This window comes from Kerstersia sp., from assembly GCF_052103615.1.
Taxonomy (GTDB): Bacteria; Pseudomonadota; Gammaproteobacteria; order Burkholderiales; family Burkholderiaceae_B; genus Kerstersia.
The window spans coordinates 30,053-50,264 of sequence record NZ_JBQEKA010000007.1; the positions used below are offsets into that span (position 1 = coordinate 30,053).

Genomic DNA, 20,212 nt, shown 5'->3' on the forward strand with positions numbered 1-20,212 from the left:
TGGCAGCGGGCTTAGCGGCAGGTTTAGCAGCGGGTTTTGCCGCAGCCTTGGCAGGTGCCTTGGCAGCCGGTTTGGCGGCAGGCTTAGCAGCCGGCTTGGCCGCCGCCTTGGCGCTTGCAGCAGCCGGAGTCTTGGCGGCCGCAGCTTTCTTGGCGGGTGCCTTGGCAGCCGGTTTGGCAGCAGGCTTAGCGGCAGGCTTGGCCGCCGGTTTTGCCGCCGCCTTGGCGCTTGCAGCAGCCGGGGTCTTGGCAGCCGCAGCCTTCTTGGCCGGCGTCTTGGCAGCAGGAGTGGCAGCAGCCGGTTGGGCGCTTGCTTGTGCGGTCACAGGGACGGCGGCAGTTTGGTCGGCAGTTTTTTTGGTTGCGGTTTTCTTGACTGCCTTTGCCGCAGTCTTGGTGGCTGTTGCCATGGTATTACTCCTTAGGTTCTCTCAGGGTTCCCGGAACATCAACGCGCGCAGTAACTGCCGGTTAATCTGGCACTTAGCTGCTCGGAAAATTCATTGGCGAATTCTGCGCGCATGGGAAGGCTGCGAGCCGGGGAAATGCCAATGAACATCTTGCGACCCTTTGATATGGCCCGCGTGAAAGGCGCGAGACATTTCAAATGGCGCTGACAGGTTGAGGACTGCCTGCCTCGATGCAAATCTGTTGGGGATGGGGGGATGGGCACTGCGCCTGCCATGTGGGGATGGGCGATGCTGAGCACCTGCCTTCGATAAGAGGCAGGCACAGAAACGGCGGTCGGAAAGATCGTGCCAGACACGGGTAGGGTGATAGACAAGTTCGTAGCCGATCAGGGCGGGGCCGGAAATACCTCAATCATAGGGGAATTTGCCTGGATTGGGATGTTTGCGGCCATTTTCCAGCGTTGCTTTTCTGACAGTGTGGTTTCAGGCGCAGTACTTGGCTGCAATTGGCATGGGGACTGACTCTTGCCGTATGGGTTGGCGCCGTTCAGCGAGCCGGAAAAAACAGGTGAAAAAGCGCTAGGCCTGATGCTTGCCGATGATGAAATTTGCCCCGGCGCAGCCGCGGTTCGGATGAACGCGGCTGCGCCGGGGCGGGTTCGCAGCGCACGTTGCCATGGCTGCGGGGCAGCGTCAGATCTGGGCCAGGCGGGCCAGTACCGTCTCGCGGCCAAGCAGTTCCAGCACGGCGTCGATAGAGGGCGTCTGGGGGCGGCCGACGACTGCTACGCGTAAGGGAATAGCCAGGTGCGGCATCTTCAGGCCGCGTTCCTTGATGAAGGATTTGACCTGCGCATTCAGCGCTTCGCGTTGCCAGGGCGTTTCGGCCAGCAGCGCGGCGAAATCACGCAGCAGGGCGCGGTTGTCATCGCCCAGGTGTTCCTGCGCCAGTTCCGCGGGCGCGGCTTCATGCGGGCCGCAGAACAGCATGGCGCCATCGGCCAGTTGTTCCAGGGTTTCGGCGCGGTCTTTCAGCAGCGCGATCACGGCATCGAGATTGGCAATGTCTGCCTTGCCGCCACGCGCAGTGATGCGGGGGGCAACCAGCGCGGCCAGTTCGGCCTCGGGCGTCTGCTTGATGTAGTGGGCATTGACCCAATTGAGCTTCTTCGGATCCCATTGCGCCGCGGAGCGCGACAGGTGGCTGGGGTCGAACCATTCGACGAATTGTTCGCGGGAGAAAAGCTCATCGTCACCATGGCTCCAGCCCAAACGCGCCAGATAGTTGATCATGGCTTCCGGCAGGTAGCCGTCACGGTCGTATTCCATGACGCTGACAGCGCCGTGACGCTTGGACAGCTTTTCGCCGTCCGGGCCGAGAATCATGGGCAGGTGGCCATACTCGGGCACGGCGCCGCCCAGCGCGCGCAGGATGTTGATCTGGCGCGGTGTGTTGTTGACGTGGTCATCGCCGCGGATGACATGGGTGATGTTCATGTCGAGGTCATCGACGACCACGCAGAAGTTGTAGGTCGGCGTGCCGTCCGGGCGCGCGATGATGAGATCATCCAGTTCGCTGTTGGCAAAGCGGATAGGGCCCTTGACCATATCGTTCCAGGCCGTTTCGCCATCCAGCGGGCTGCGGAAACGGATGACCGGTTTGCGTCCTTCCGGAATGGCGGGCAGCGTCTTGCCCGGTTCCGGGCGCCAGGTGCCGTCATAGCGCGGCTTGAGGCCCTGGGCGCGGGCAGCTTCACGCATGGCTTCAACTTCTTCCGGGCTGCTGTAGCAGTAGTAGGCCGAACCGGCGGCCAGCATGCCAGCCAGCACTTCGCGGTAGCGGTCCATGCGCTGCATTTGATAAAACGGGCCTTCATCCGCATCCAGGCGCAGCCAGCGCATGCCATCCAGAATGGCTTGCACGGCCTCCGGCGTTGAGCGTTCCAGGTCCGTGTCTTCGACGCGCAGGACGAAGGTGCCGCCGTGATGGCGGGCATAGGCCCAGGAGAACAGGGCGGTACGGGCGCCTCCCAGGTGCAGGAAGCCGGTGGGGGAGGGAGCGAAACGGGTACGTACGGGTGTGGTCATGGCTGGCGCGGGCGGCATGGCGTGAATACTGCTTTCATGCCGCCGTGAGTGCGTGTAGGGTTATGGTATCCGTATCATTTTAATGGAGCGCCACCCACTATGTTGCGTCATCTTATTGCTCCGCTGTTTGATCCGCGCACCTTGCTGGTGGTAGCTGACAATGCCGTGCCTGTCATGCATAGCCTGCCGGCGACTTTGCGCGAGCGCGTGACACGGGTGGAATGCGTGCCTGGCGAGGTGCCTGCCTTGCCCGAGACGCTCTGTGGATTGGTGCCTGGCGGCCGCCTGGACCTGGCGCTGGTGGGCGTGCGGCCATCCGTGCTGATGGCAACCCTGGGCCGGCTGGAAAGCTTCCGCCCGCATGCGGCCATCTTGTTTCCCTCTGATGAAGCTGACCCGGATCCCGCCGCTACCGCGGCCCTGTGCCGCGATTGGGCCTTGCGCCACCAGTGCGCGCTGCTGGGGCCCAATGCTTTTGGCGTGCAGCGTCCGCTTGCCGGGTTAAATCTCAGTCAGCATCCCATTTTGGCCCGGCGGGGAAAAGTGGCGCTGGTGACGCAGTCGCGCGCGCTGATGGCCGCCATCATGGATTGGGCCGACGATGCCCATATCGGGTTTTCTGTCGCGGTGGCGCTAGGCGACGAGGCGGTGATCGGTTTGCCGCAGGTGCTGGATTTCCTGGCGGGCGATGGCTGGACAGATAGCATTGCGTTGTATGTCGAGGATGTCGGTTTTGCGCGTGAGTTCATGAGCGCCCTGCGGGCCGCTGCCATGGTCAAGCCGGTCGTGGTGCTCAAAGCCGGGCGCGCGCTGGATGTTTCCGGGGCGGACAACGCTTTTGATGCCGCGCTGCGGCGGGCGGGCGCGGTGCGGGTGCGCTATTTCGTGCAGCTGTTTTCAGCATTGAAAGTGTTGGGTTATGCGCGCCGGCCGCGCGGGCGGGGGGTGGCGCTGTTATCCAATGGCAGCGGGCCGCCGCAGCTGGCGCTGGATCTGATGGGGCCGGCCTCGGCGGTGCTGCCGGCCGATCTGGCGGCAGCGACCAGCAAGCGTCTGGCGGAGCTGCTGGAACCAGCGGCCAAGCCCGCCAATCCTGTGATCAGCTATGCGCCTTTGACGCCGGACCGGGTGGCGGACCTGCTGCTGTGCCTGCTGGATGACGCCAATGTCGAAGGGGTGCTGGTGTTGCTGGCGCCGGATGCGCGTTCGGATCTGGCCGGTGTGGTGACGCGTTTGGCGCAACTGGCGCCCAAGGCGCGCAAGCCTGTCATCACCTGCCTGATGGGCGACGCGGGCATGCGTCCGTTGCGGCGTTTGATGGATGATGCGGGCACACCGGCGTTCCGGACGCCGGAGTCGGCGGCGGATGCGTTTGGCGTGCTGGCCACGCATCATTACAACCAGCAGTTGCTGATTCAGACCCAGCCGCCGGAACAGCCGGGCGAGGCCCCGGATATTGCCGGGGCCGAACGGGTGCTGGCGCATGCGCGGGCGGCGGCGCGCCATGAGCTGGAACCGGCCGAATGCCGCGCGCTATTGCGGGCGTTCCAGGTGCCGGTGGCAGGGCCGTATGTCGGGTGCGAGCCGCCGGGCGATGCGCTGGAGCCGCCGGCAGCCATTCGTGTCCGCACCGATTGCCGGTTTGGCCCCGTGCTCAGTCTGAGCGCTGGGGGCGCGGCGGCAGGGATGCAGGCGCCGGACCGCGGGTCGGACCTTGCGCCGCTGAATGCCTTCCTGGCCAGGCAGCTGATGGAGCGCAGCCGGCTGTGGCAGCGCGTGCTGCGCGACCATATCAGCCCGTCGGCGGAGGAGACTTTGCGTATCGCGCTGGAGCGTATTTCGGACCTGGTGACGGAATTGCCAGGGGTGCAGGAAATCGACATAGACCCGCTGTATGTGGGCGATGCCGGCCTGACTGCCGGCGGGATGCGTATCCGCCTGGCGGAGCTGCCTGCGCAGCGGCCGGCAGCCAATGGCTATCCGCACATGGCGATTCATCCTTATCCGGCGCAGTGGGTGCGCCAGCGTCAATTTGCCGATGGCGCGCCCTGGGAAATCCGGCCCATCCGCCCGGATGATGCGGAATTGCTGCAGACCTTTATTCGCGGGCTGTCGGAAGAAACGCGTTATATGCGCTTTGTGTCGATGATGCGGGAGCTGACGCCGCGCATGCTGGCGCGCTACACCCAGGTGGATTACCACCGCGAGTTCGCGCTGGTGGCGACAACACGGGTGCCGAATCCGGCCAATCGCGGCCTGCCGATGGAAATCATCATCGGGCTGGCGCATTATCTGCGCAATGCCGATGGGCGCGGCGCCGAGTATGCCCTGGTGGTGGCGGATGACTGGCAGCGGCGCAGGCTGGGGCGTGAACTGATGGGCACCTTGATTGAAGCCGCGGCGGCTCAGGGGCTGGAGTACATCGACGGCCTGGTGCTGGCGAATAACCGCCCGATGCTGGGTTTGATGACCAGTCTGGGGTTCACGAATGACGTGGATGCCGAGGACCCGAGCATGCGGCGGGTCTGGCTGGGGCTTGGGCCGGCGCGCTGAGCGCCGTTGCCGTGTCGTCAGGCCTGGCCCTGGCGGGCCAGGCTGCACAGCCAGGCCGCGCCGCCTGGCTGCACTGTCTTGCTGATGTGGTGTGCGCGCTTACTGCGCGGACATGACCGTTTTCAGGAATACCGCGATATCGGCGATTTCTTGCGGGCAGACCGAATGCGGCATGGGGTAGGTGCGCCATTCGATTTGATAGCCCAGGCTGTCCAGGATGCGCCGCGCGGTTTCGGCGCGGGCCGGAATGACGATGGGGTCCTGGGTGCCATGCGCCATGAAAATCGGCGTTGTCTGGTTGGCGGGGCTGCGTTCCGCGGCCAGGGTGTCAGCCAGCGGCAGGTAGCCGGACAGGGCGATGAGGCCCGCCAGCGTTTCAGGGTGGCGCAGCCCGGTGTGGAGCGTCATCGCGCAGCCCTGCGAAAAACCGGCCAGCACGATGTTGGCGGCAGGAATGCCGCGCGCATTTTCACGGGCGATCAGCGCTTCGATCTGGCGGGCGGAGGCATGGATGCCCGCGCTGTCTTCACGGACGCCGGCAGCCATCTGGAAGATATCGTACCAGGCGCGCATGGGCATGCCGCCATTGATGGTAACCGGACGCACTTGGGCGTGCGGAAAGACGAAACGGATGGCCGGCGCGCCAGGCCAGGACAGATGCGGCACGATGGGCGCGAAGTCATTGCCGTCGGCGCCTAGCCCATGCATCCAGATGACGGCGTGGGTCGGGTTTGGCGCAGTGTCGAGTTCGATGGTGTCCAGCAATTCGGATGCGGAAGTCATGATGCGGTATCAGGTTCAGAAGGGGCGGCTGTCTGGTCTGCGTCGAGCAGCGATTTGAGGGTCTGGAACAGGGCGCGGTAATGCTTGCGTTGCGGTTCGCGGTCTTCGGGCAAGGCTGCGTTGGCGGCGGCTTCCTTGCGGGCGGCGCGCAATTGGGCGCGCAGGGCCTGGGCATCGGCGTCCGGGTGGCGGTTCAGCAGCTCGGTCAGGGGCTGGTCGTCCAGCATCAGGCGGTCGCGCAAGCGTTCGATGCGATGCAGGCCGGCGGTTTGTTCGCGTGAGCCGTTGGCCCAGATGTCGAGCTGGGTGCGGATGGCGTCAGCCGGCGCGTCGCGCATGAGCTTGCCGACGTAATGGGTCTGGCGCCTGCGCGCGCCGTGGCTGTTGATGCGCTGGGCGGCGCGGATGGCTTCGTATAGCGATTCGGACAGCGGTAGCTGTTTCAATCGGTCAACCGGCAGGTCTATCAGCGTTTTGCCCAGATCGAGCAGGGCGTGCATGTCGCGTTTGACCTGAGACTTGCTGGGAGACAGATCCTCCTCGTCGAACTCGTCGGTCGTGGGGTAGGCGGGCGGGCACATGGGGAAATCCTGAGTGAGACAAATGAAAAAGAATAGCGGCGAGCGGACGAAACTTCGTCATGCGGGCGGCGACTTGGCTATGATACCCGCCTCAGCGTATGGGAAAGTCATGGCAGATTCTTCTTCAAGTTTTTTACCGATTGCCGCGCATCAGGCATTGTTCCGCGAATTGGTCGAGTTGGCATTGAGCCACGCGCGCAGCTTGGGCGCCAGCGATGCCGCCGCCGAAGTCTCTGAAAGCCAGGGCCTGAGCGTTTCGGTGCGCCGCCGCGATGTCGAAACCGTGGAGCAAACGCGCGATCGCTCCTTGGGCGTGACGGTTTATGCCGGGCAACGGCGCGGTTCGGCCAGTACGTCCGATTTTTCCCCGCAGGCAATCCGCGCCGCCGTGGAGGCCGCCTGGCATATCGCCCGCTATACCGGTGAGGATGAGGCGGCAGGTTTGCCGGACGCCGAGACGCTGGCGACGGATTTTCCCGATTTGCAATTGCATTACCCTTGGGCGCTGGATGCCGATGAGGCAGCCAGGCTGGCCTTGCGGGCCGAGCAGGCAGCGCGCTCGGTGAGCAAGATGATTAGCAATAGCGATGGTTCGCAGATCAATGCCAGCGAAGGGCATTTCGTGCTGGGCAATACGCGCGGGTTTATGGGGGGCTATCCCTATTCGCGCCATAGCCTTTCGGTCGCGCCCATTGCCGGGCGCGGCAATGGCATGCAGCGTGATTATTGGTATAGCGCGGTGCTGAACCCGGCTGACTTGGCTGATCCCGAGGCGCTGGGGCGGTATGCCGCCCAGCGGGCGCTGTCGCGTTTGTCGGCGCGGCGTATCCCTACGGGCAATTATCCGGTGCTGTTCGAGGCGCCGCTGGCGCTGGGCCTGATGGGCGCGATGGTGCGGGCCGCCAGTGGCGGCGCTTTATACCGGAAGGCGTCGTTCCTGCTGGATGGCATGGGCAAACAGTTGTTTCCGCGCCATATCCGCATGGATGAGGATCCTTTCCTGCCCGGGCAGGGGGGCAGCGCGGCTTTCGATGACGAAGGGGTGCGCACGCGCGCGCGCCGCGTGGTCGATGCCGGGGTGCTGCAAGGTTATTTCCTCTCTACCTATACGGCGCGCAAGCTGGGCTTGCCGCCTACGGGCAATGCCGGGGGTTCGCATAATTTGGTGTTGCGTTCTTCACGTACCCGCAAAACAGATGATTTCCGCGCGATGCTCAAGAAGATGGGCACAGGGCTGCTGGTGACTGAGCTGATTGGCCAGGGCGTGAATTATGTGACGGGTGATTATTCGCGCGGCGCTTTTGGCTATTGGGTGGAGAACGGGGAGATTGTCCACGCGGTGGAAGAGATCACGATTGCCGGGAGCCTGCCGGAGATGTTCAAGGGGATCGTGGCGGTCGGCGCGGATACGATTACGCGTGGCGCGAAAACCACCGGTTCGATTTTGATTGACCGGATGGCAGTGGCAGGTTCTTGATTTTTCATGCTAAACTTGCCGGTTTCTGCCTTTGCGGGCAGGGAAATTCGCACGGGCGGTTGACAACGCTTTGGCGAGCACGCGTTGCGCGTGCCGGTGTTTTGGAAGCCTGGCTTCTATAATGCGGGCCGCGCAGCGTGATTCTGAACTTTTCCGGGTGTGCCCTGACGGGCGCGCGGGGCATGCCAATGGTGGCGTTGCCTGACCGGATTTCATTTGATTTTAGGAACAGATCATGAAGACCTTTGTGGCAAAGCCGCATGAAGTCAAGCGTGACTGGTTCGTGATTGATGCCAAGGGCAAGGTCCTGGGTCGTGTGGCCAGCGAAGTCGCACGCCGCCTCCGTGGCAAGCACAAACCGGAATTCACGCCTCACGTTGACACCGGCGATTACATCGTCATCGTTAACGCGGCCGATATCGTCGTGACCGGCAACAAGGCGCTGGACAAGCGCTACTACCGTCACTCGGGCTACCCCGGCGGCATCACCGAAACCAATTTCGAGAAGATGCAGCAGCGTTTCCCGGGCCGTGCGCTTGAGAAGGCCGTTAAGGGCATGCTGCCCAAGGGTCCTCTGGGCTACGCCATGATCAAGAAAATGAAGGTGTATGCCGGTGCCGAGCACCCGCACGCCGCGCAACAGCCGCAGCCGCTGGAAATCTAAGGAAAGGCCATGATCGGTAACTGGAACTACGGCACCGGCCGCCGCAAGACTTCGGTGGCTCGCGTGTTTCTCAAGAAGGGATCGGGCAAGATCGTGGTCAACGGCAAAGCTGTTGACGAATACTTCGCTCGCGAAACCGGCCGCATGGTCGTGCGTCAGCCGCTGGTGCTGACCGGCCATCTGGAATCGTTCGATTTCCATATCAACGTGCATGGCGGCGGCGAAAGCGGCCAAGCCGGTGCAGTGCGCCACGGTATTACCCGCGCACTGATCGACTATGATGCAACGCTGAAGCCCGCACTGTCCCAGGCTGGCCTGGTGACCCGCGACGCGCGTGAAGTCGAGCGTAAGAAGACCGGCTTCCACAAAGCCCGTCGCCGCAAGCAATTCAGCAAGCGCTGATGCGTTTTTGTCCTTGCCGCTTTTCGGAGCGGTATGGGCAGGCGAAAAAACCCCTGGCTGTTTTGGCAGCCGGGGGTTTTTTTATGCTTTGGCGGTTGTGTGGGGTTGGGGTTGGGCTGAGGGGCAGAGGGCGTCTTGCTAAGCCGCGCCCAGGCCAGCCGCCCGGGCCCGCGCAGATCGCGTGGTTCCGGCTGCGCCGGAACTGCCCGGCGTTCGGGACGGGAACGGGGCGGGCACACAACTCGCGGCGCGGACAGTCCGCCGGACTGTCCGCAAGCATGCCGCTCAGACATGTGTGCCCTCGGTTCCCCGTTCCCGCCCCGAACACCGGCACGCTCCACTGCGCGGGCCCGGACGGCTGGCCTGGGCGCTTGCAATCGTTGCGCGCAGTGGCTGGCGATGGTCGGGGTTTTAAAAAAGTAAGGCTGATGTATCTTTACCTCAGCCTTCCGTCCTCAGTCCTTCGGTACGGCTTGACCGCTTTGCCCTGGCTGCGGGGCGGCCGGGCCGGACGATGATGGGGGCGGGGCAGGTGCAATGGGGAGAAATCAGGGAACTTGGAAAAAGTACCTGGGGTCTCATCCAGAAGCGATAGAATCAATGGTTTCAGAAGAACCCGTATTACGAGAGGAATTCGACATGGCTCAAACCGCACCTGCGCGCATCAAGGTCGGTATTGTTGGCGGTACTGGCTACACCGGCGTGGAGTTGCTGCGCCTGTTGTCGCGCCATCCGCATGTGGAGATCAAGGCCATTACCTCCCGCAAGGAAGATGGCCTGCCGGTAGCGGAGATGTATCCGAACCTGCGCGGCCATGTCGATATCGCTTTCAGTTCGCCGGATAAGGCCGAGCTGAATCAGTGCGATGTCGTATTTTTTGCCACACCGCATGGCGTGGCCATGAATCAGGCGCGTGAGCTGCTGGATGCCGGCGTGAAGATCATCGACCTGGCGGCGGATTTCCGCCTGAAGAATCCGTCGATGTTCGAGAAATGGTACAAGATGCCGCATGCTTGCCTGGATATTCTGGCTGAAGCCCGTTACGGACTGGTGGAGCTGGATCGCGATGGCTTGCGTGAGGCGCGGGTGGTGGGCAATCCCGGTTGCTACCCCACGACGGTGATTCTGGGCCTGGCGCCTTTGCTGGAAGGCGGTTTGAGCCTGATTGATACCAATAGCCTGATTGCCGATTGCAAATCCGGTGTGACCGGCGCGGGCCGTAAAGGCGAGATTCCTTTGCTGTTTTCCGAGGCCAGCGATAATTTCAAGGCGTATGGCGTGGCGGGCCACCGGCACCAGCCGGAAATCGAGGCGCAGTTGTCGCGTTTGCATGGCAGTCTGATCAAATTGACGTTCGTGCCGCATCTGGTGCCCATGATACGCGGCATGTTCTCGACGATTTATGCGCGTATTCTGCCGGGCGCGCGCGAGGTGGATTTCCAGAAGCTGTTCGAGGAACGCTACGCTGGGGAGCCCTTTGTGGATGTGTTGCCGGCAGGCCAATTGCCGGAAACCCGGACGGTGCGCGCGTCGAACAAGCTGCGTATTGCCGTGCAGCGCCCGGCCAATGGCGATCAGCTGATCATTCTGGTGGTGCAGGATAATCTGGTGAAGGGGGCGTCTGGCCAGGCTGTGCAGAATATGAATCTGATGTTCGGCTTCCCGGAAACGGCGGGGCTGGAACATGTGGCAATTTTGCCTTGATCCTTTGAGTGATATTTGACTGTGCCAACCAGTAAACGCAGGCCGCTCAAGGCGAATGCCCATGCTCCCCATACGGTGCGGCATCGGGCGCGCGCCCGGCGTGCGCCTGCCCTGGCTATTGTGCTGGCCTTGTTGCTGGGGGTGGTGACGGGCGTGGCGGGCGGCTGGTTCTGGGCGCAGGCGCGGCCGCAATCGCCAGTGCCCCAGGCGGCAGCGTTGCTGGCGCCGGACGAGGCGCTGCTGCGCAGCCAGGAAGAGTTGATACTGTTGCGTTCGCAGCTGGCCATGCGCGATGGCGAGTTGGCCGTGGAGCAGGCGGCGCGCCAGCGCCTGGAAGAGCAGGTGTCAGGCTTGCAGCGGGATTTGGGCGCGGAGCGGGATCGCCTGGCCTTTTTCGAGCAGTTGCTGCCTTCGGGGCCTGGCGGTTCCGTGGATATCCGGTCTGCCAGTTTCGAGCGTTTCGGCAGTGCCTTGCAGTACCGCGTGCTGCTGATGCGTAACGGCAAAGTGGATGCGCCTTTCCAGGGCAGTTTGCGGTTTATGGCAGCGGGAACGGAGAACGGCAAGGCGGCAACGCGGGAGTTGCGCCCCATGCAGGCGGACCCCAGCGGCCAGCCTATTCCGGGAACGCCAGAAACGGCGGTCAAGCACGAGCTGAATTTTGACCAGTATTTGAGCGCCAAGGGCGTCTTGTGGATTCCTGCGGGGTTTGTGCCGGCGTCGGTGACCGTGCAGGTCCTGGAAGGCGATGCCGTGAAAACGGCTTACCGGGTGGAGCTGGAGACGGCAGGAGCGCCTTGAGCGTGTTTCTGGCGTAGCGGGTTCTGGCGCAGCGTGCTGGCATGCCGCTGCGCTGGTCTGGCAGTGAGCAGGTGGCGGGCGAGACGGGCTAGCGGGAGCGGGTATGGCCGCCCGGCCGCCCAGACAGCCTGGCGGGCCGGAGTGTTGCGGCAATGGCAAAATAGCAATGCTGTCTATGGGTGTATCCCTGGTTTGGCCGGGGGTGCTGCGGTATAGTGAAGCGTCCGCCGGTGTTTCTGTGCCGGCCATCTCGCGGCCTAAGCAGGCCGCCAGGAGTCAGCAAATGAGCGCAGTGACCGAAGTCACCGATCTGCAGGCACCGCCTGCGTCCATTCTCTTTACCGATGCCGCCGCTGAAAAAGTGCGCGATCTTCTCATCGACGAAGGCAACCCCAACCTGAAACTGCGCGTGTTTGTGCAGGGCGGCGGCTGTTCGGGTTTCCAGTACGGTTTCACATTTGATGAGGATGTGGCCGATGACGACACCATCCTGGAAAAGGCGGGTGTGCAACTGCTGGTGGATCCGATGAGCTTCCAGTATCTGGTGGGCGCGGAAATCGACTACAAGGAAGACATCGAAGGCGCGCAGTTCGTGATTCGCAATCCGAATGCCACCACGACTTGCGGTTGCGGTTCGTCGTTTTCGGTGTAATGCCCTGGCAGTCCGCCGGTGGCCTGATAGCCCCGGCGCCTGCCTAGACTGGCAGCAGGCGGGATGCAGTGAGCGGTATGCAGTGAGCAGGACGCAGTGGTGAGCAGGTACGGCGGGGTATAACCGCCTGCTCGAAACTCTCTGCCCATCCCTAGAAAAACCTTGCACGGCAGGCCGCTTTTCAGGCGGTCTGACGGGCAGGGTTTTTTTGCGCCTGCCTTTTCTTCTGCGCCTGCCTTTTCGCGGCCCTTGGCGCGTGGCTAGGGTCAGGCCGGGTGCCAGGCGCCCAGAATGCTGCGGTGGCGCGCGCCCGTGACGGAGGGCAGGCCGGCGGGGACTTGATGGTGGTGGGCCCAGGCCAGCCAGGCGAAGGCCATGGCTTCCATGTGCTGTGGATCGACACCATAGGCATCGCTGGCATTGACCGGGCAGGGCGCCTGTTGGGCCAGGGTGCCCAGCAAGTGCAGGTTGCGGGCGCCGCCGCCGCAGACGATCAGTTCTTCTATGCCGGGCGCATGCTGGTTTAGCGCGTCCAGGACAGTGGCAACGGTGAATTGGCTCAGTGTGGCCTGAATATCCGCCGGGCTGGCCTGGCCTGCGGCAGGCAGGCGGCAGTCTAGCCAGTCACTGTTGAAGAGATCGCGCCCGGTGGATTTGGGGGGCGGCAGCGCCAGCCAGGGTTCGCTTTGCTGCAGGTAGGCGAGCCAGTCAGCCTGGCAGTGGCCGCTGGCAGCCCAGGTGCCGCCAGCGTCATAGGCCTGGCCGGTATGGCGCTGGCACCAGAGGTCCAGCAGCATGTTGCCAGGGCCGGTGTCGAAGCCTTGAGGGTCGCAGCCAGGCCGCAGCAAGGTCAGGTTGCCTATGCCCCCCAGGTTGAGCAGGGCGCGCGGGTGGTCGGCCTGAAACAGGGCCGAGTGAAAGACAGGCACCAATGGCGCGCCCTGGCCGCCAGCGGCAATGTCGCGGCGGCGGAAATCGGCGACCACCGGAATGCCGGTCAGTTCGGCCAGCAGCGCCGGGGCGTTCAGTTGCACGGTATAGCCGATATCGGGGCGGTGGCGCACGGTCTGGCCGTGGGCGCCAATGGCGGCGATATCCGCGGCATCCGATTCGCTCAGGTATAGAACGGCGGCGACCGCCTGCGCGTAGGCCTGGGCAATTTGCAGGGCGGCCGTTTCGGCGCGGTGGATTTCATTGTCGCCTGGCTGATTGAGCGCCAGCAGCTCTTCCCGCAAGGACGCCGGGTAGGGCTGGTGGGCATGCGCAATCATGCGCAGCTGCTGCGGCCCGGTGATTTCGACCTGGACAGCGTCTATGCCGTCCAGGCTGGTGCCAGACATAATGCCGATGTAAGAACGCCCGCGGCGGGCGCGGGCGTCAGGGTAGGAAGCCGTCATGGGTCAGTTGGCAGAGGCAATCTGGGTGCCGTTGTCTTCCTGCAGTTCTTGCTGATCCTGCAGGTCTTGCTGATCCTGCAGGTCTTGCTGATCCTGCAGGTCTTGCTGGAATTGGGCCAGCATGCGGATTTGCGATTGATACGGCGAGGTTGAGCGTGTGAACGCCTGGATTTCTGCCGCGGTCAGTTTGTGCGTGATCGGCAAGGAGGCAGACAGCGGGTCAACCGGCACGCCCTGGACGCGGAATTCGTAATGCAAGTGCGGCCCGGTCGCCCAGCCGGTGGAACCGACGTAGCCGATCAGTTCGCCCTGGCTGACGCGGCGTCCCTTGGACATGCCTTCTGCCAGGCGGCTCTGGTGAGCATACAGGGTGGAATAACCGCCAGCATGTTCGACGATGATGACGTTGCCATACCCATTCTGCCAGCCGGCAAAGCTGATGGTGCCGTCACCCGTGGCGTGAATCGGCGTGCCGCTGGGCGCGGCGTAATCCACGCCCTTATGGCCCACCCATTTGTTCAGGATGGGGTGCTGGCGCATGCCGAAGGTCGAGCTGATGCGGCTGAATTTGAGGGCCGTGCGCAGGAAGGCGCCGCGCAGACTGTTGCCCTCGAAGTCGTAATAGTTGCCGTGTTCGTCACCGCTGGGGGAATACCAGGCGGCGCTGTGCTGTTTGCCGCGGTTGGTGAACTCAACGGCCAGGACGCGGCCGGAACCGACTGCCCGGCCTTCGAACATGCGGGCCTCATAGACCACGCGGAATTGGTCGCCCTGGCGGATATCCTTGAGGAAATCGACCCGGCTGCCCAGGATTTCTGCAATCTGCTGGGTAATGCCGTCAGGGATGCCTGCGCGGTCGGTGGCGCCGAACAGGGAGCTGCGGATTTCACCCATGCCCACGCGCACCTGGCGTTCTGGCGTGATCTTGATTTCCTTGGCGCTGAAACCATCGTCAGCGCGGCTGACTTCCAGCAGCGCGGTTACCGGCTGATTGTTTTCGGTCGTTTGCGGCGTATGAATGTAGCGCAGCCAGTTGAGCTGGCCGTTTTCATCCAGCGATGCCTGCAATGAGCGGCCGGGATAGAGACGGTAGATGCTACGGGCGTCCGGACTGTGGGTCAGGAAAGCCAGCAGGCCGGGCTCGTCGATATTGAGGCGCTTGAGTACCTGGGCCAGCGTGTCGCCGCTGCGGATGCGGGTTTCGTGCACGAAATCCGCGTCTTCCGCCGGAGCGTCGTTGGTGGTCAAGGCCAGCGGCAGGGTTTCACGCAGCATGCGCTGCTGCACCTGAACGCTGTTATTCTTGTCGGGTTGCACCATGCCGATTGCTGCTGCTGCGCCAAACATGGCGAACGCGCCCAAAAGGGCGACACGGCGGAAGCGGCTGGAGAAATTATTACGTGGCTGGCTCAACCCCGAAGAAAGGGGAGTCCGTAGCCTGTTTTGCGTATCGGGAGACCTGCCGGTCATCGCTGAAGCCCTATTGCCGAGGTTTGGGAACAATGCATGGCAGACCAGTCGGCTCCAGGATAAGTTCCCGCGAGCTGGCCAGGCTGCCAGAAGAATTTCGAGGGGATACTGCGAAGCAGAAATCTCTTGGCGCGTTATGATTGCCAGGAGATAGCGCGACAAGGTGAGATTTCACCTTGAATTTAGCCTTTTTTAACATGCTTATAGCCGCCAAGGCTATCCTTTACCCCCATGTCCTCATCTTCTGAAACAATTTCCCCCCAAACTCAGGATGATCTGAAGATCATCCGCCGCGGTTGCGATGAGTTGCTGGTTGAATCCGAACTGGCTCAGAAACTGGAAAAGAGCCGCGCCTCTGGCGAGCCGCTGCGGATCAAGCTGGGGCTGGATCCCACGGCCCCTGATATCCACCTGGGCCACACCGTTGTCCTGAACAAGCTGCGCCAGCTGCAGGACCTGGGCCACAAGGTCATCTTCCTGATTGGGGATTTCACCGCCACGATCGGCGACCCCAGCGGCCGCAACAGCACCCGCCCGCCGCTGACCCGCGAGCAGATCGAAACCAACGCCCAGACTTACTATTCCCAGGCCAGCCTGGTGCTGGACCGGGCGCGGACCGAAGTGCGCTACAACTCCGAATGGTGCGATTCGCTGGGCACGCGCGGCCTGATTCAGCTGGCTTCGCGCTATACCGTGGCGCGCATGATGGAGCGTGACGATTTCACCAAGCGTTTCAAGGGCGGTATTCCCATTTCCGTGCATGAGTTCATTTACCCGCTGCTGCAGGGCTATGACTCGGTGGCCTTGAAGGCCGATATGGAGCTGGGCGGCACCGACCAGAAGTTCAATCTGCTGGTGGGCCGTGAGCTGCAGAAGGAATACGGCATGGCGCAGCAGTGCGTGCTGACCATGCCGCTGCTGGTCGGGACGGATGGCGTCGAGAAGATGTCCAAGTCCAAGGGCAACTATATTGGCGTGACCGAAGCGCCGGATTCCATGTTCGGCAAGCTGATGTCGATTTCCGACACGCTGATGTGGAAGTATTACGAGCTGCTGTCTTTCCTGTCCCTGGATGCCATCGCAGCCTTGAAGGCGGAAGTCGAAGCCGGCCGCAACCCGCGTGATGTAAAGGTCTTGCTGGGCCGTGAGCTGGTGGCGCGTTTCCATGGCGAAGCGGCGGCCGAGGCTGCTGCCGGAGCGTTTGATGCCCGTTTCCGGGATGGCGCCGTGCCGGAAAATATGCCGGAAGTCACCATTGCCGGTGCTCCCCTGGGAATTGCCAAGGTTTTGCGCGAAGCCGGCCTGGTGCCTTCGGGCACGGAAGCCAACCGCAATATCGAGCAAGGCGGTGTGCGCGTCGATGGCCAGCGTATCGAAGACCGCGGGCTGATGCTGGAAGCGGGCGAGTACGTCATTCAGGTGGGCAAGCGCCGCTTTGCGCGGGTTACGCTGGTCGCTGCCTGAGACGGTAGCGCCCGCGGATCAGGCCAGCCAGACTGCCGGCCTGATCCCGCCTGGCCCTGAGCGGCTCCCGGACGCCGGATGGAAATCCGGCCCGGAAAGCGGCTCAGGGCTTTTTTATTGCCGCGCGCAGCGGTCTCCCGGGGCCGTGTGGCCGTCCTTGCCGTCGCCAGGGCAGCGGGCGCCGCGTCGCTGGCGTAGAAGGCGGAGCGGGATTTGCCGTGGCGGCAGGCTGAAAAATGGGGCTTTCTGTCATTTCTGGATGATGATTTTTACCTGCAAAATGACGCCTTTTTTACGATGAAAAAGAATGTTTTGCTGTAGGATAACGTTCGGTTGCTTGTTTTGATTGCAGCCGGGCGTACCGCCTCGGGCGGGGCGCTTCGTTCGTTTCCTAGTGCTGGGCGGCGCCGTGGCAACCCGGGTTGCCTTCTTGAAGCCGCAGTCGTATTTGTCCAGGCCGGCGTCCAGCCATTCCACGAGGAGCTGTTCCCATGAAACTCGCAAGTCTTTCCTTTGCCGATGGCGCACCGATCCCGGAGCACCATGCTTTCGGCAAAATGGATCCCAAATCCAAGGTAGAGCTGGCGGATAACTTCAACCCGCAATTCGCATGGAGCGATGTGCCCGAAGGTGTGAAGTCATTCGCGTTGCTGTGCGTCGATCCTGATGTGCCGACCGTGCCCGATGATGTCAATGTTGAGGGACGCGAAGTGTCGGCCGACCTGCCGCGCGCCGAATTCTTCCACTGGGTGCTGGTGGATATGCCCGCCCGTTTCCGTACGCTCGAAGAAGGCCATTTCTCCAATGGCATCCACGCGCGCGGCAAGCCTGGCCCCCAGACGCATATCGACGGCGTGCGTCAGGGCATCAATGATTACACCAGCTGGTTTGCCGGTGATGCCGAGATGTCAGGTGATTATTACGGCTATGACGGCCCGTGCCCGCCGTGGAATGATGCCCGGGTGCACCGTTATGTTTTCACGCTGTATGCGCTGGATGTTGACGCGCTGGCGCTGCCTGAACGTTTCGGCGGCAAGGAAGTGCTGCAGGCCATGGACGGGCACGTGCTCGACAGCGCCTCCTGGACGGGCACCTACACCTTGAATCCGGCGCTGGCGCCGGTGCGTATCGGGCCGCCGGCGTCCTGATGGCCGCGCAGGGGCAGGGAGGGCGGCCAGTGCCGCGCCTGCCTGCCGGTGCCGCCGTTCTGTTTGCCGCTGGCATGACATAGGCGGCGCACCGGGCAGTCTCCAGACACTTTCATGAGTGTTGTTCAAGTCCGGCGCGCGCTTTTCTCGCCGCGCGCACACAAACGTGGCAGTTTGGCACACAAGCCGGGTTTTTTTATGCCCGATCGCTGCCTGATGGTGCATTTTGCCGTGTCCGGCGGGGTAAACTTAATAGCTTCTTCGTGTTTCACGCTATTGAGCTCAGGACCCCCAAATGTTTGATCGCACCCGTACCCTAGATAAGGTCGACCCCGAACTGTGGGACGCCATCCAGAAGGAAGACGTCCGCCAGGAACAGCACATCGAGCTGATCGCTTCGGAAAACTATGCCAGCCCGGCGGTGATGCAGGCCCAGGGTACGCAACTGACCAATAAATACGCGGAAGGCTATCCCGGCAAGCGCTACTACGGTGGCTGTGAGTTCGTCGATATCGTCGAACAGCTGGCCATTGATCGCCTGAAGGAACTCTTCGGCGCGGAAGCCGCCAACGTGCAGCCGAATTCCGGCTCCCAGGCCAACCAGGGCGTCTATAACGCCGTCCTGAAGCCGGGCGATACGGTGCTGGGCATGAGCCTGGCCGAAGGGGGCCACCTGACTCACGGCGCCAGCGTCAACTCCTCGGGCAAGCTGTACAACTTCTATCAGTATGGCCTGGATGCTGATGAAGTCCTGAACTACGAGCAGGTCGAAGCCCTGGCGCGTGAACACAAGCCCAAGCTGATTGTGGCAGGCGCATCCGCCTATTCGCTGCACATCGACTTCGAGCGTCTGGCCCGCATCGCCCATGAAAATGGCGCGCTGCTGATGGTGGACATCGCCCACTATGCCGGTCTGGTTGCCGGTGGCGTGTACCCCAACCCGGTGCCGCATGCCGATTTCGTGACCTCGACCACGCACAAGTCGCTGCGCGGCCCGCGCGGCGGCGTCATCATGATGAAGGCCGAATTTGAAAAGGCGGTTAACTCCGCGATCTTCCCCGGCATCCAGGGCGGTCCGCTGGAGCACGTCATTGCCGCCAAGGCCGTGGCATTCAAGGAAGCGCTGGAGCCGTCCTTCCGCGATTACGCTGCCCAGGTCGTCAAGAACGCCAAGGTGATGGCGGAAACGCTGGTCAAGCGCGGCCTGCGCATCGTGTCCAGCCGTACCGAAAGCCACGTCATGCTGGTTGACCTCCGTGCCAAGGGCATTACCGGCAAGGAAGCGGAAGCTGTGCTGGGCCAGGCCCATATCACGGTGAACAAGAACGCCATCCCCAATGACCCGGAAAAGCCCTTCGTGACCAGCGGCATCCGCCTGGGAACCCCGGCCATCACGACGCGCGGTTTCGGCGAAGCCGAAGCCGAACTGACCGCCAACCTGATTGCCGATGTGCTCGACAATCCGCATGACGCCGACAACATCGCCAAGGTGCGTGCCCGCGTGAGCGAGCTGACGGCCCGTCTGCCGGTTTACAAGTAAGCCCTGGTCTGGTGCTGCCCGCCGGGCAGCGCCGGTCCCGGAGGAACGCGGCTCGTATATGATACGAGTCGCGTTTTTGCATTCTGGAAACAGGAGAATGACAGCGTGAAATGCCCTTTTTGCGGCCACCAGGATACCCAGGTGCTGGATTCCCGCGCCATGGAGGAAGGCCAGACCATACGTCGCCGACGTCGCTGTCTTGCCTGCGAGCGCCGTTTTACGACCTTCGAGCGCGCTGAACTCGATTTGCCCTACATTGTGAAGCGCAATGGCAGCCGTACCGACTATGACCGCGCCAAGCTGCGTGCCAGTCTGAGCCTGGCGCTGCGCAAACGCCCGGTCGCGACGGCTGATGTGGATGCCGCCGTGGTGCGTATCGAAGAAGCCCTGATGACCAGCGGCTTGCGCGAAGTGCCCAGCTCGCGTGTGGGCGAACTGGTGATGCAGGAACTCAAAAATCTGGATCAGGTGGCGTATGTGCGTTATGCCTCTGTCTATCAGAGTTTTGAGGATATCGGCGAGTTCGTCCGTGCCATCCGCGCCATGCAGGGGCCGCGTGACGAAGCGCTGAAGGACAAGGCGTCCAAGGGCGCGGCACTGAAAGAGACGGCCTTGAAAGACAAGGCTTGAGGGAAGGCCGCTCAAGCCTGGGCAGGACGACCGCGCCGCGCCGGGCGCGGCATGGCAAGGGAACAGGATGCAAGATCAGGATATTGCCTGGATGCGCCAGGCGCTGGCCCTGGCAGAGGAAGTCATCAACATCACGACACCCAACCCCAGGGTCGGGTGCGTCATTGTGCGCGATGGCCAGGTGCTGGGCGCAGGGGCCACGCAGCCTGCCGGCGGGCCGCATGCGGAAGTCCGGGCCTTGCGGGATGCTGCCGCGCGCGGGCACGACGTGCGTGGCGCGACGGCGTATGTCACGCTGGAGCCTTGCAGCCATTTCGGCCGCACGCCGCCTTGCTGTGATGCTCTGGTGGCGGCAGGCCTGGCGCGGGTTGTGGCGGCCATGGGCGACCCCAATCCGCAGGTCAACGGGCGCGGCATGGCGCGTTTGCAGGCTGCCGGTATCGCAACGG

General features: G+C 62.9%; 18 protein-coding genes. 12 read left to right on the forward strand and 6 right to left on the reverse strand.

Features of this window, described 5'->3' with window-relative positions; all coding sequences use genetic code 11:
* Window positions 1-1,102: 1,102 nt before the first annotated feature.
* A complete protein-coding gene (gltX, locus tag ACTJGZ_RS03500; RefSeq protein WP_441661564.1) occupies window positions 1,103-2,497 on the reverse strand; it encodes a glutamate--tRNA ligase in 1,395 nt (464 codons plus the stop codon).
* A 99-nt stretch (window positions 2,498-2,596) separates the two neighbouring features.
* On the opposite strand from gltX, the gene ACTJGZ_RS03505 reads away from it, so the two are divergent.
* On the forward strand, window positions 2,597-5,050 hold the full coding sequence (locus tag ACTJGZ_RS03505; protein ID WP_441661565.1) for a GNAT family N-acetyltransferase: 2,454 nt from the start codon (window positions 2,597-2,599) through the stop codon (window positions 5,048-5,050).
* Window positions 5,051-5,149: 99 nt separating this feature from the next.
* On the opposite strand, the gene ACTJGZ_RS03510 is transcribed toward ACTJGZ_RS03505, so the two are convergent.
* Entirely contained in the window at window positions 5,150-5,833 is a 684-nt protein-coding gene (locus tag ACTJGZ_RS03510; RefSeq protein ID WP_441661566.1) for an alpha/beta hydrolase, read from the reverse strand.
* Complete coding sequence (gene yjgA / locus ACTJGZ_RS03515; RefSeq protein ID WP_441661567.1) at window positions 5,830-6,414, reverse strand: ribosome biogenesis factor YjgA; 585 nt, start codon at window positions 6,412-6,414, stop codon at window positions 5,830-5,832. The genes ACTJGZ_RS03510 and yjgA overlap by 4 nt, the downstream gene beginning before the upstream one ends.
* Window positions 6,415-6,523: 109 nt before the next feature.
* Here yjgA and pmbA point away from each other — a divergent pair, with 109 nt between their 5' ends.
* The 6 genes from pmbA to erpA all read left to right on the forward strand — a co-directional run bounded on the left by pmbA (window position 6,524) and on the right by erpA (window position 12,114).
* Window positions 6,524-7,891, forward strand: a complete 1,368-nt coding sequence (gene pmbA / locus ACTJGZ_RS03520; protein ID WP_441661568.1) for a metalloprotease PmbA — start codon at window positions 6,524-6,526, stop codon at window positions 7,889-7,891.
* 235 nt (window positions 7,892-8,126) lie between these two features.
* Window positions 8,127-8,555 carry a 50S ribosomal protein L13 gene (gene rplM / locus ACTJGZ_RS03525; RefSeq protein WP_068372705.1) on the forward strand — a complete coding sequence of 143 codons (429 nt, stop codon included), beginning with the start codon at window positions 8,127-8,129 and terminating at the stop codon, window positions 8,553-8,555.
* Window positions 8,556-8,564: 9 nt separating this feature from the next.
* Window positions 8,565-8,957: a 30S ribosomal protein S9 gene (gene rpsI, locus ACTJGZ_RS03530; RefSeq protein ID WP_068372703.1), complete on the forward strand. Its 393-nt coding sequence runs from the start codon at window positions 8,565-8,567 to the stop codon at window positions 8,955-8,957.
* Between the two features lie 639 nt (window positions 8,958-9,596).
* Complete coding sequence (gene argC / locus ACTJGZ_RS03535; protein WP_441661569.1) at window positions 9,597-10,661, forward strand: N-acetyl-gamma-glutamyl-phosphate reductase; 1,065 nt, start codon at window positions 9,597-9,599, stop codon at window positions 10,659-10,661.
* A 21-nt stretch (window positions 10,662-10,682) separates the two neighbouring features.
* Window positions 10,683-11,462 (forward strand): DUF6776 family protein, encoded by a 780-nt coding sequence (locus ACTJGZ_RS03540; RefSeq protein WP_441661570.1) that lies wholly within the window; start codon window positions 10,683-10,685, stop codon window positions 11,460-11,462.
* 283 nt (window positions 11,463-11,745) lie between these two features.
* Window positions 11,746-12,114, forward strand: coding sequence for an iron-sulfur cluster insertion protein ErpA (gene erpA / locus ACTJGZ_RS03545; protein WP_441661571.1), 369 nt, complete (start codon window positions 11,746-11,748; stop codon window positions 12,112-12,114).
* A 266-nt stretch (window positions 12,115-12,380) separates the two neighbouring features.
* Here the strand turns inward: erpA and ACTJGZ_RS03550 are convergent, their stop codons facing one another.
* On the reverse strand, window positions 12,381-13,511 hold the full coding sequence (locus ACTJGZ_RS03550) for an anhydro-N-acetylmuramic acid kinase (RefSeq protein WP_441661572.1): 1,131 nt from the start codon (window positions 13,509-13,511) through the stop codon (window positions 12,381-12,383).
* Window positions 13,512-13,514: 3 nt separating this feature from the next.
* Window positions 13,515-14,831: a peptidoglycan DD-metalloendopeptidase family protein gene (locus ACTJGZ_RS03555; RefSeq protein ID WP_441661573.1), complete on the reverse strand. Its 1,317-nt coding sequence runs from the start codon at window positions 14,829-14,831 to the stop codon at window positions 13,515-13,517.
* Between the two features lie 381 nt (window positions 14,832-15,212).
* On the opposite strand from ACTJGZ_RS03555, the gene tyrS reads away from it, so the two are divergent.
* Entirely contained in the window at window positions 15,213-16,445 is a 1,233-nt protein-coding gene (gene tyrS / locus ACTJGZ_RS03560) for a tyrosine--tRNA ligase (protein WP_441661574.1), read from the forward strand.
* 249 nt (window positions 16,446-16,694) lie between these two features.
* On the opposite strand, the gene ACTJGZ_RS03565 is transcribed toward tyrS, so the two are convergent.
* Window positions 16,695-16,922 carry a hypothetical protein gene (locus ACTJGZ_RS03565; RefSeq protein WP_441661575.1) on the reverse strand — a complete coding sequence of 76 codons (228 nt, stop codon included), beginning with the start codon at window positions 16,920-16,922 and terminating at the stop codon, window positions 16,695-16,697.
* Between the two features lie 14 nt (window positions 16,923-16,936).
* On the opposite strand from ACTJGZ_RS03565, the gene ACTJGZ_RS03570 reads away from it, so the two are divergent.
* From ACTJGZ_RS03570 to ribD, 4 genes are all read left to right on the forward strand, one after another.
* Complete coding sequence (locus tag ACTJGZ_RS03570) at window positions 16,937-17,593, forward strand: YbhB/YbcL family Raf kinase inhibitor-like protein (protein WP_441661576.1); 657 nt, start codon at window positions 16,937-16,939, stop codon at window positions 17,591-17,593.
* Window positions 17,594-17,888: 295 nt separating this feature from the next.
* Window positions 17,889-19,133, forward strand: coding sequence for a serine hydroxymethyltransferase (gene glyA / locus ACTJGZ_RS03575; RefSeq protein WP_441661577.1), 1,245 nt, complete (start codon window positions 17,889-17,891; stop codon window positions 19,131-19,133).
* Window positions 19,134-19,238: 105 nt separating this feature from the next.
* Window positions 19,239-19,763 (forward strand): transcriptional regulator NrdR, encoded by a 525-nt coding sequence (gene nrdR / locus ACTJGZ_RS03580; RefSeq protein ID WP_441661578.1) that lies wholly within the window; start codon window positions 19,239-19,241, stop codon window positions 19,761-19,763.
* Between the two features lie 91 nt (window positions 19,764-19,854).
* Window positions 19,855-20,212: bifunctional diaminohydroxyphosphoribosylaminopyrimidine deaminase/5-amino-6-(5-phosphoribosylamino)uracil reductase RibD (gene ribD / locus ACTJGZ_RS03585; protein WP_441661608.1), on the forward strand; the 358-nt coding region annotated here is incomplete at its 3' end.

Excerpts from the sequence above, each read along its gene's own strand:
- rplM (WP_068372705.1), top strand. The coding sequence starts at position 8,127 with ATGAAGACCTTTGTGGCAAAGCCGCATGAAGTCAAGCGTGACTGGTTC.
- pmbA (WP_441661568.1), top strand. The coding sequence starts at position 6,524 with ATGGCAGATTCTTCTTCAAGTTTTTTACCGATTGCCGCGCATCAGGCA.
- tyrS (WP_441661574.1), top strand. The coding sequence starts at position 15,213 with ATGTCCTCATCTTCTGAAACAATTTCCCCCCAAACTCAGGATGATCTG.
- ACTJGZ_RS03550 (WP_441661572.1), bottom strand. The coding sequence starts at position 13,511 with ATGACGGCTTCCTACCCTGACGCCCGCGCCCGCCGCGGGCGTTCTTAC.
- argC (WP_441661569.1), top strand. The coding sequence starts at position 9,597 with ATGGCTCAAACCGCACCTGCGCGCATCAAGGTCGGTATTGTTGGCGGT.
- ACTJGZ_RS03505 (WP_441661565.1), top strand. The coding sequence starts at position 2,597 with ATGTTGCGTCATCTTATTGCTCCGCTGTTTGATCCGCGCACCTTGCTG.
- ACTJGZ_RS03510 (WP_441661566.1), bottom strand. The coding sequence starts at position 5,833 with ATGACTTCCGCATCCGAATTGCTGGACACCATCGAACTCGACACTGCG.
- yjgA (WP_441661567.1), bottom strand. The coding sequence starts at position 6,414 with ATGTGCCCGCCCGCCTACCCCACGACCGACGAGTTCGACGAGGAGGAT.
- ACTJGZ_RS03555 (WP_441661573.1), bottom strand. The coding sequence starts at position 14,831 with ATGGTGCAACCCGACAAGAATAACAGCGTTCAGGTGCAGCAGCGCATG.
- erpA (WP_441661571.1), top strand. The coding sequence starts at position 11,746 with ATGAGCGCAGTGACCGAAGTCACCGATCTGCAGGCACCGCCTGCGTCC.
- glyA (WP_441661577.1), top strand. The coding sequence starts at position 17,889 with ATGTTTGATCGCACCCGTACCCTAGATAAGGTCGACCCCGAACTGTGG.
- ACTJGZ_RS03570 (WP_441661576.1), top strand. The coding sequence starts at position 16,937 with ATGAAACTCGCAAGTCTTTCCTTTGCCGATGGCGCACCGATCCCGGAG.
- rpsI (WP_068372703.1), top strand. The coding sequence starts at position 8,565 with ATGATCGGTAACTGGAACTACGGCACCGGCCGCCGCAAGACTTCGGTG.
- gltX (WP_441661564.1), bottom strand. The coding sequence starts at position 2,497 with ATGACCACACCCGTACGTACCCGTTTCGCTCCCTCCCCCACCGGCTTC.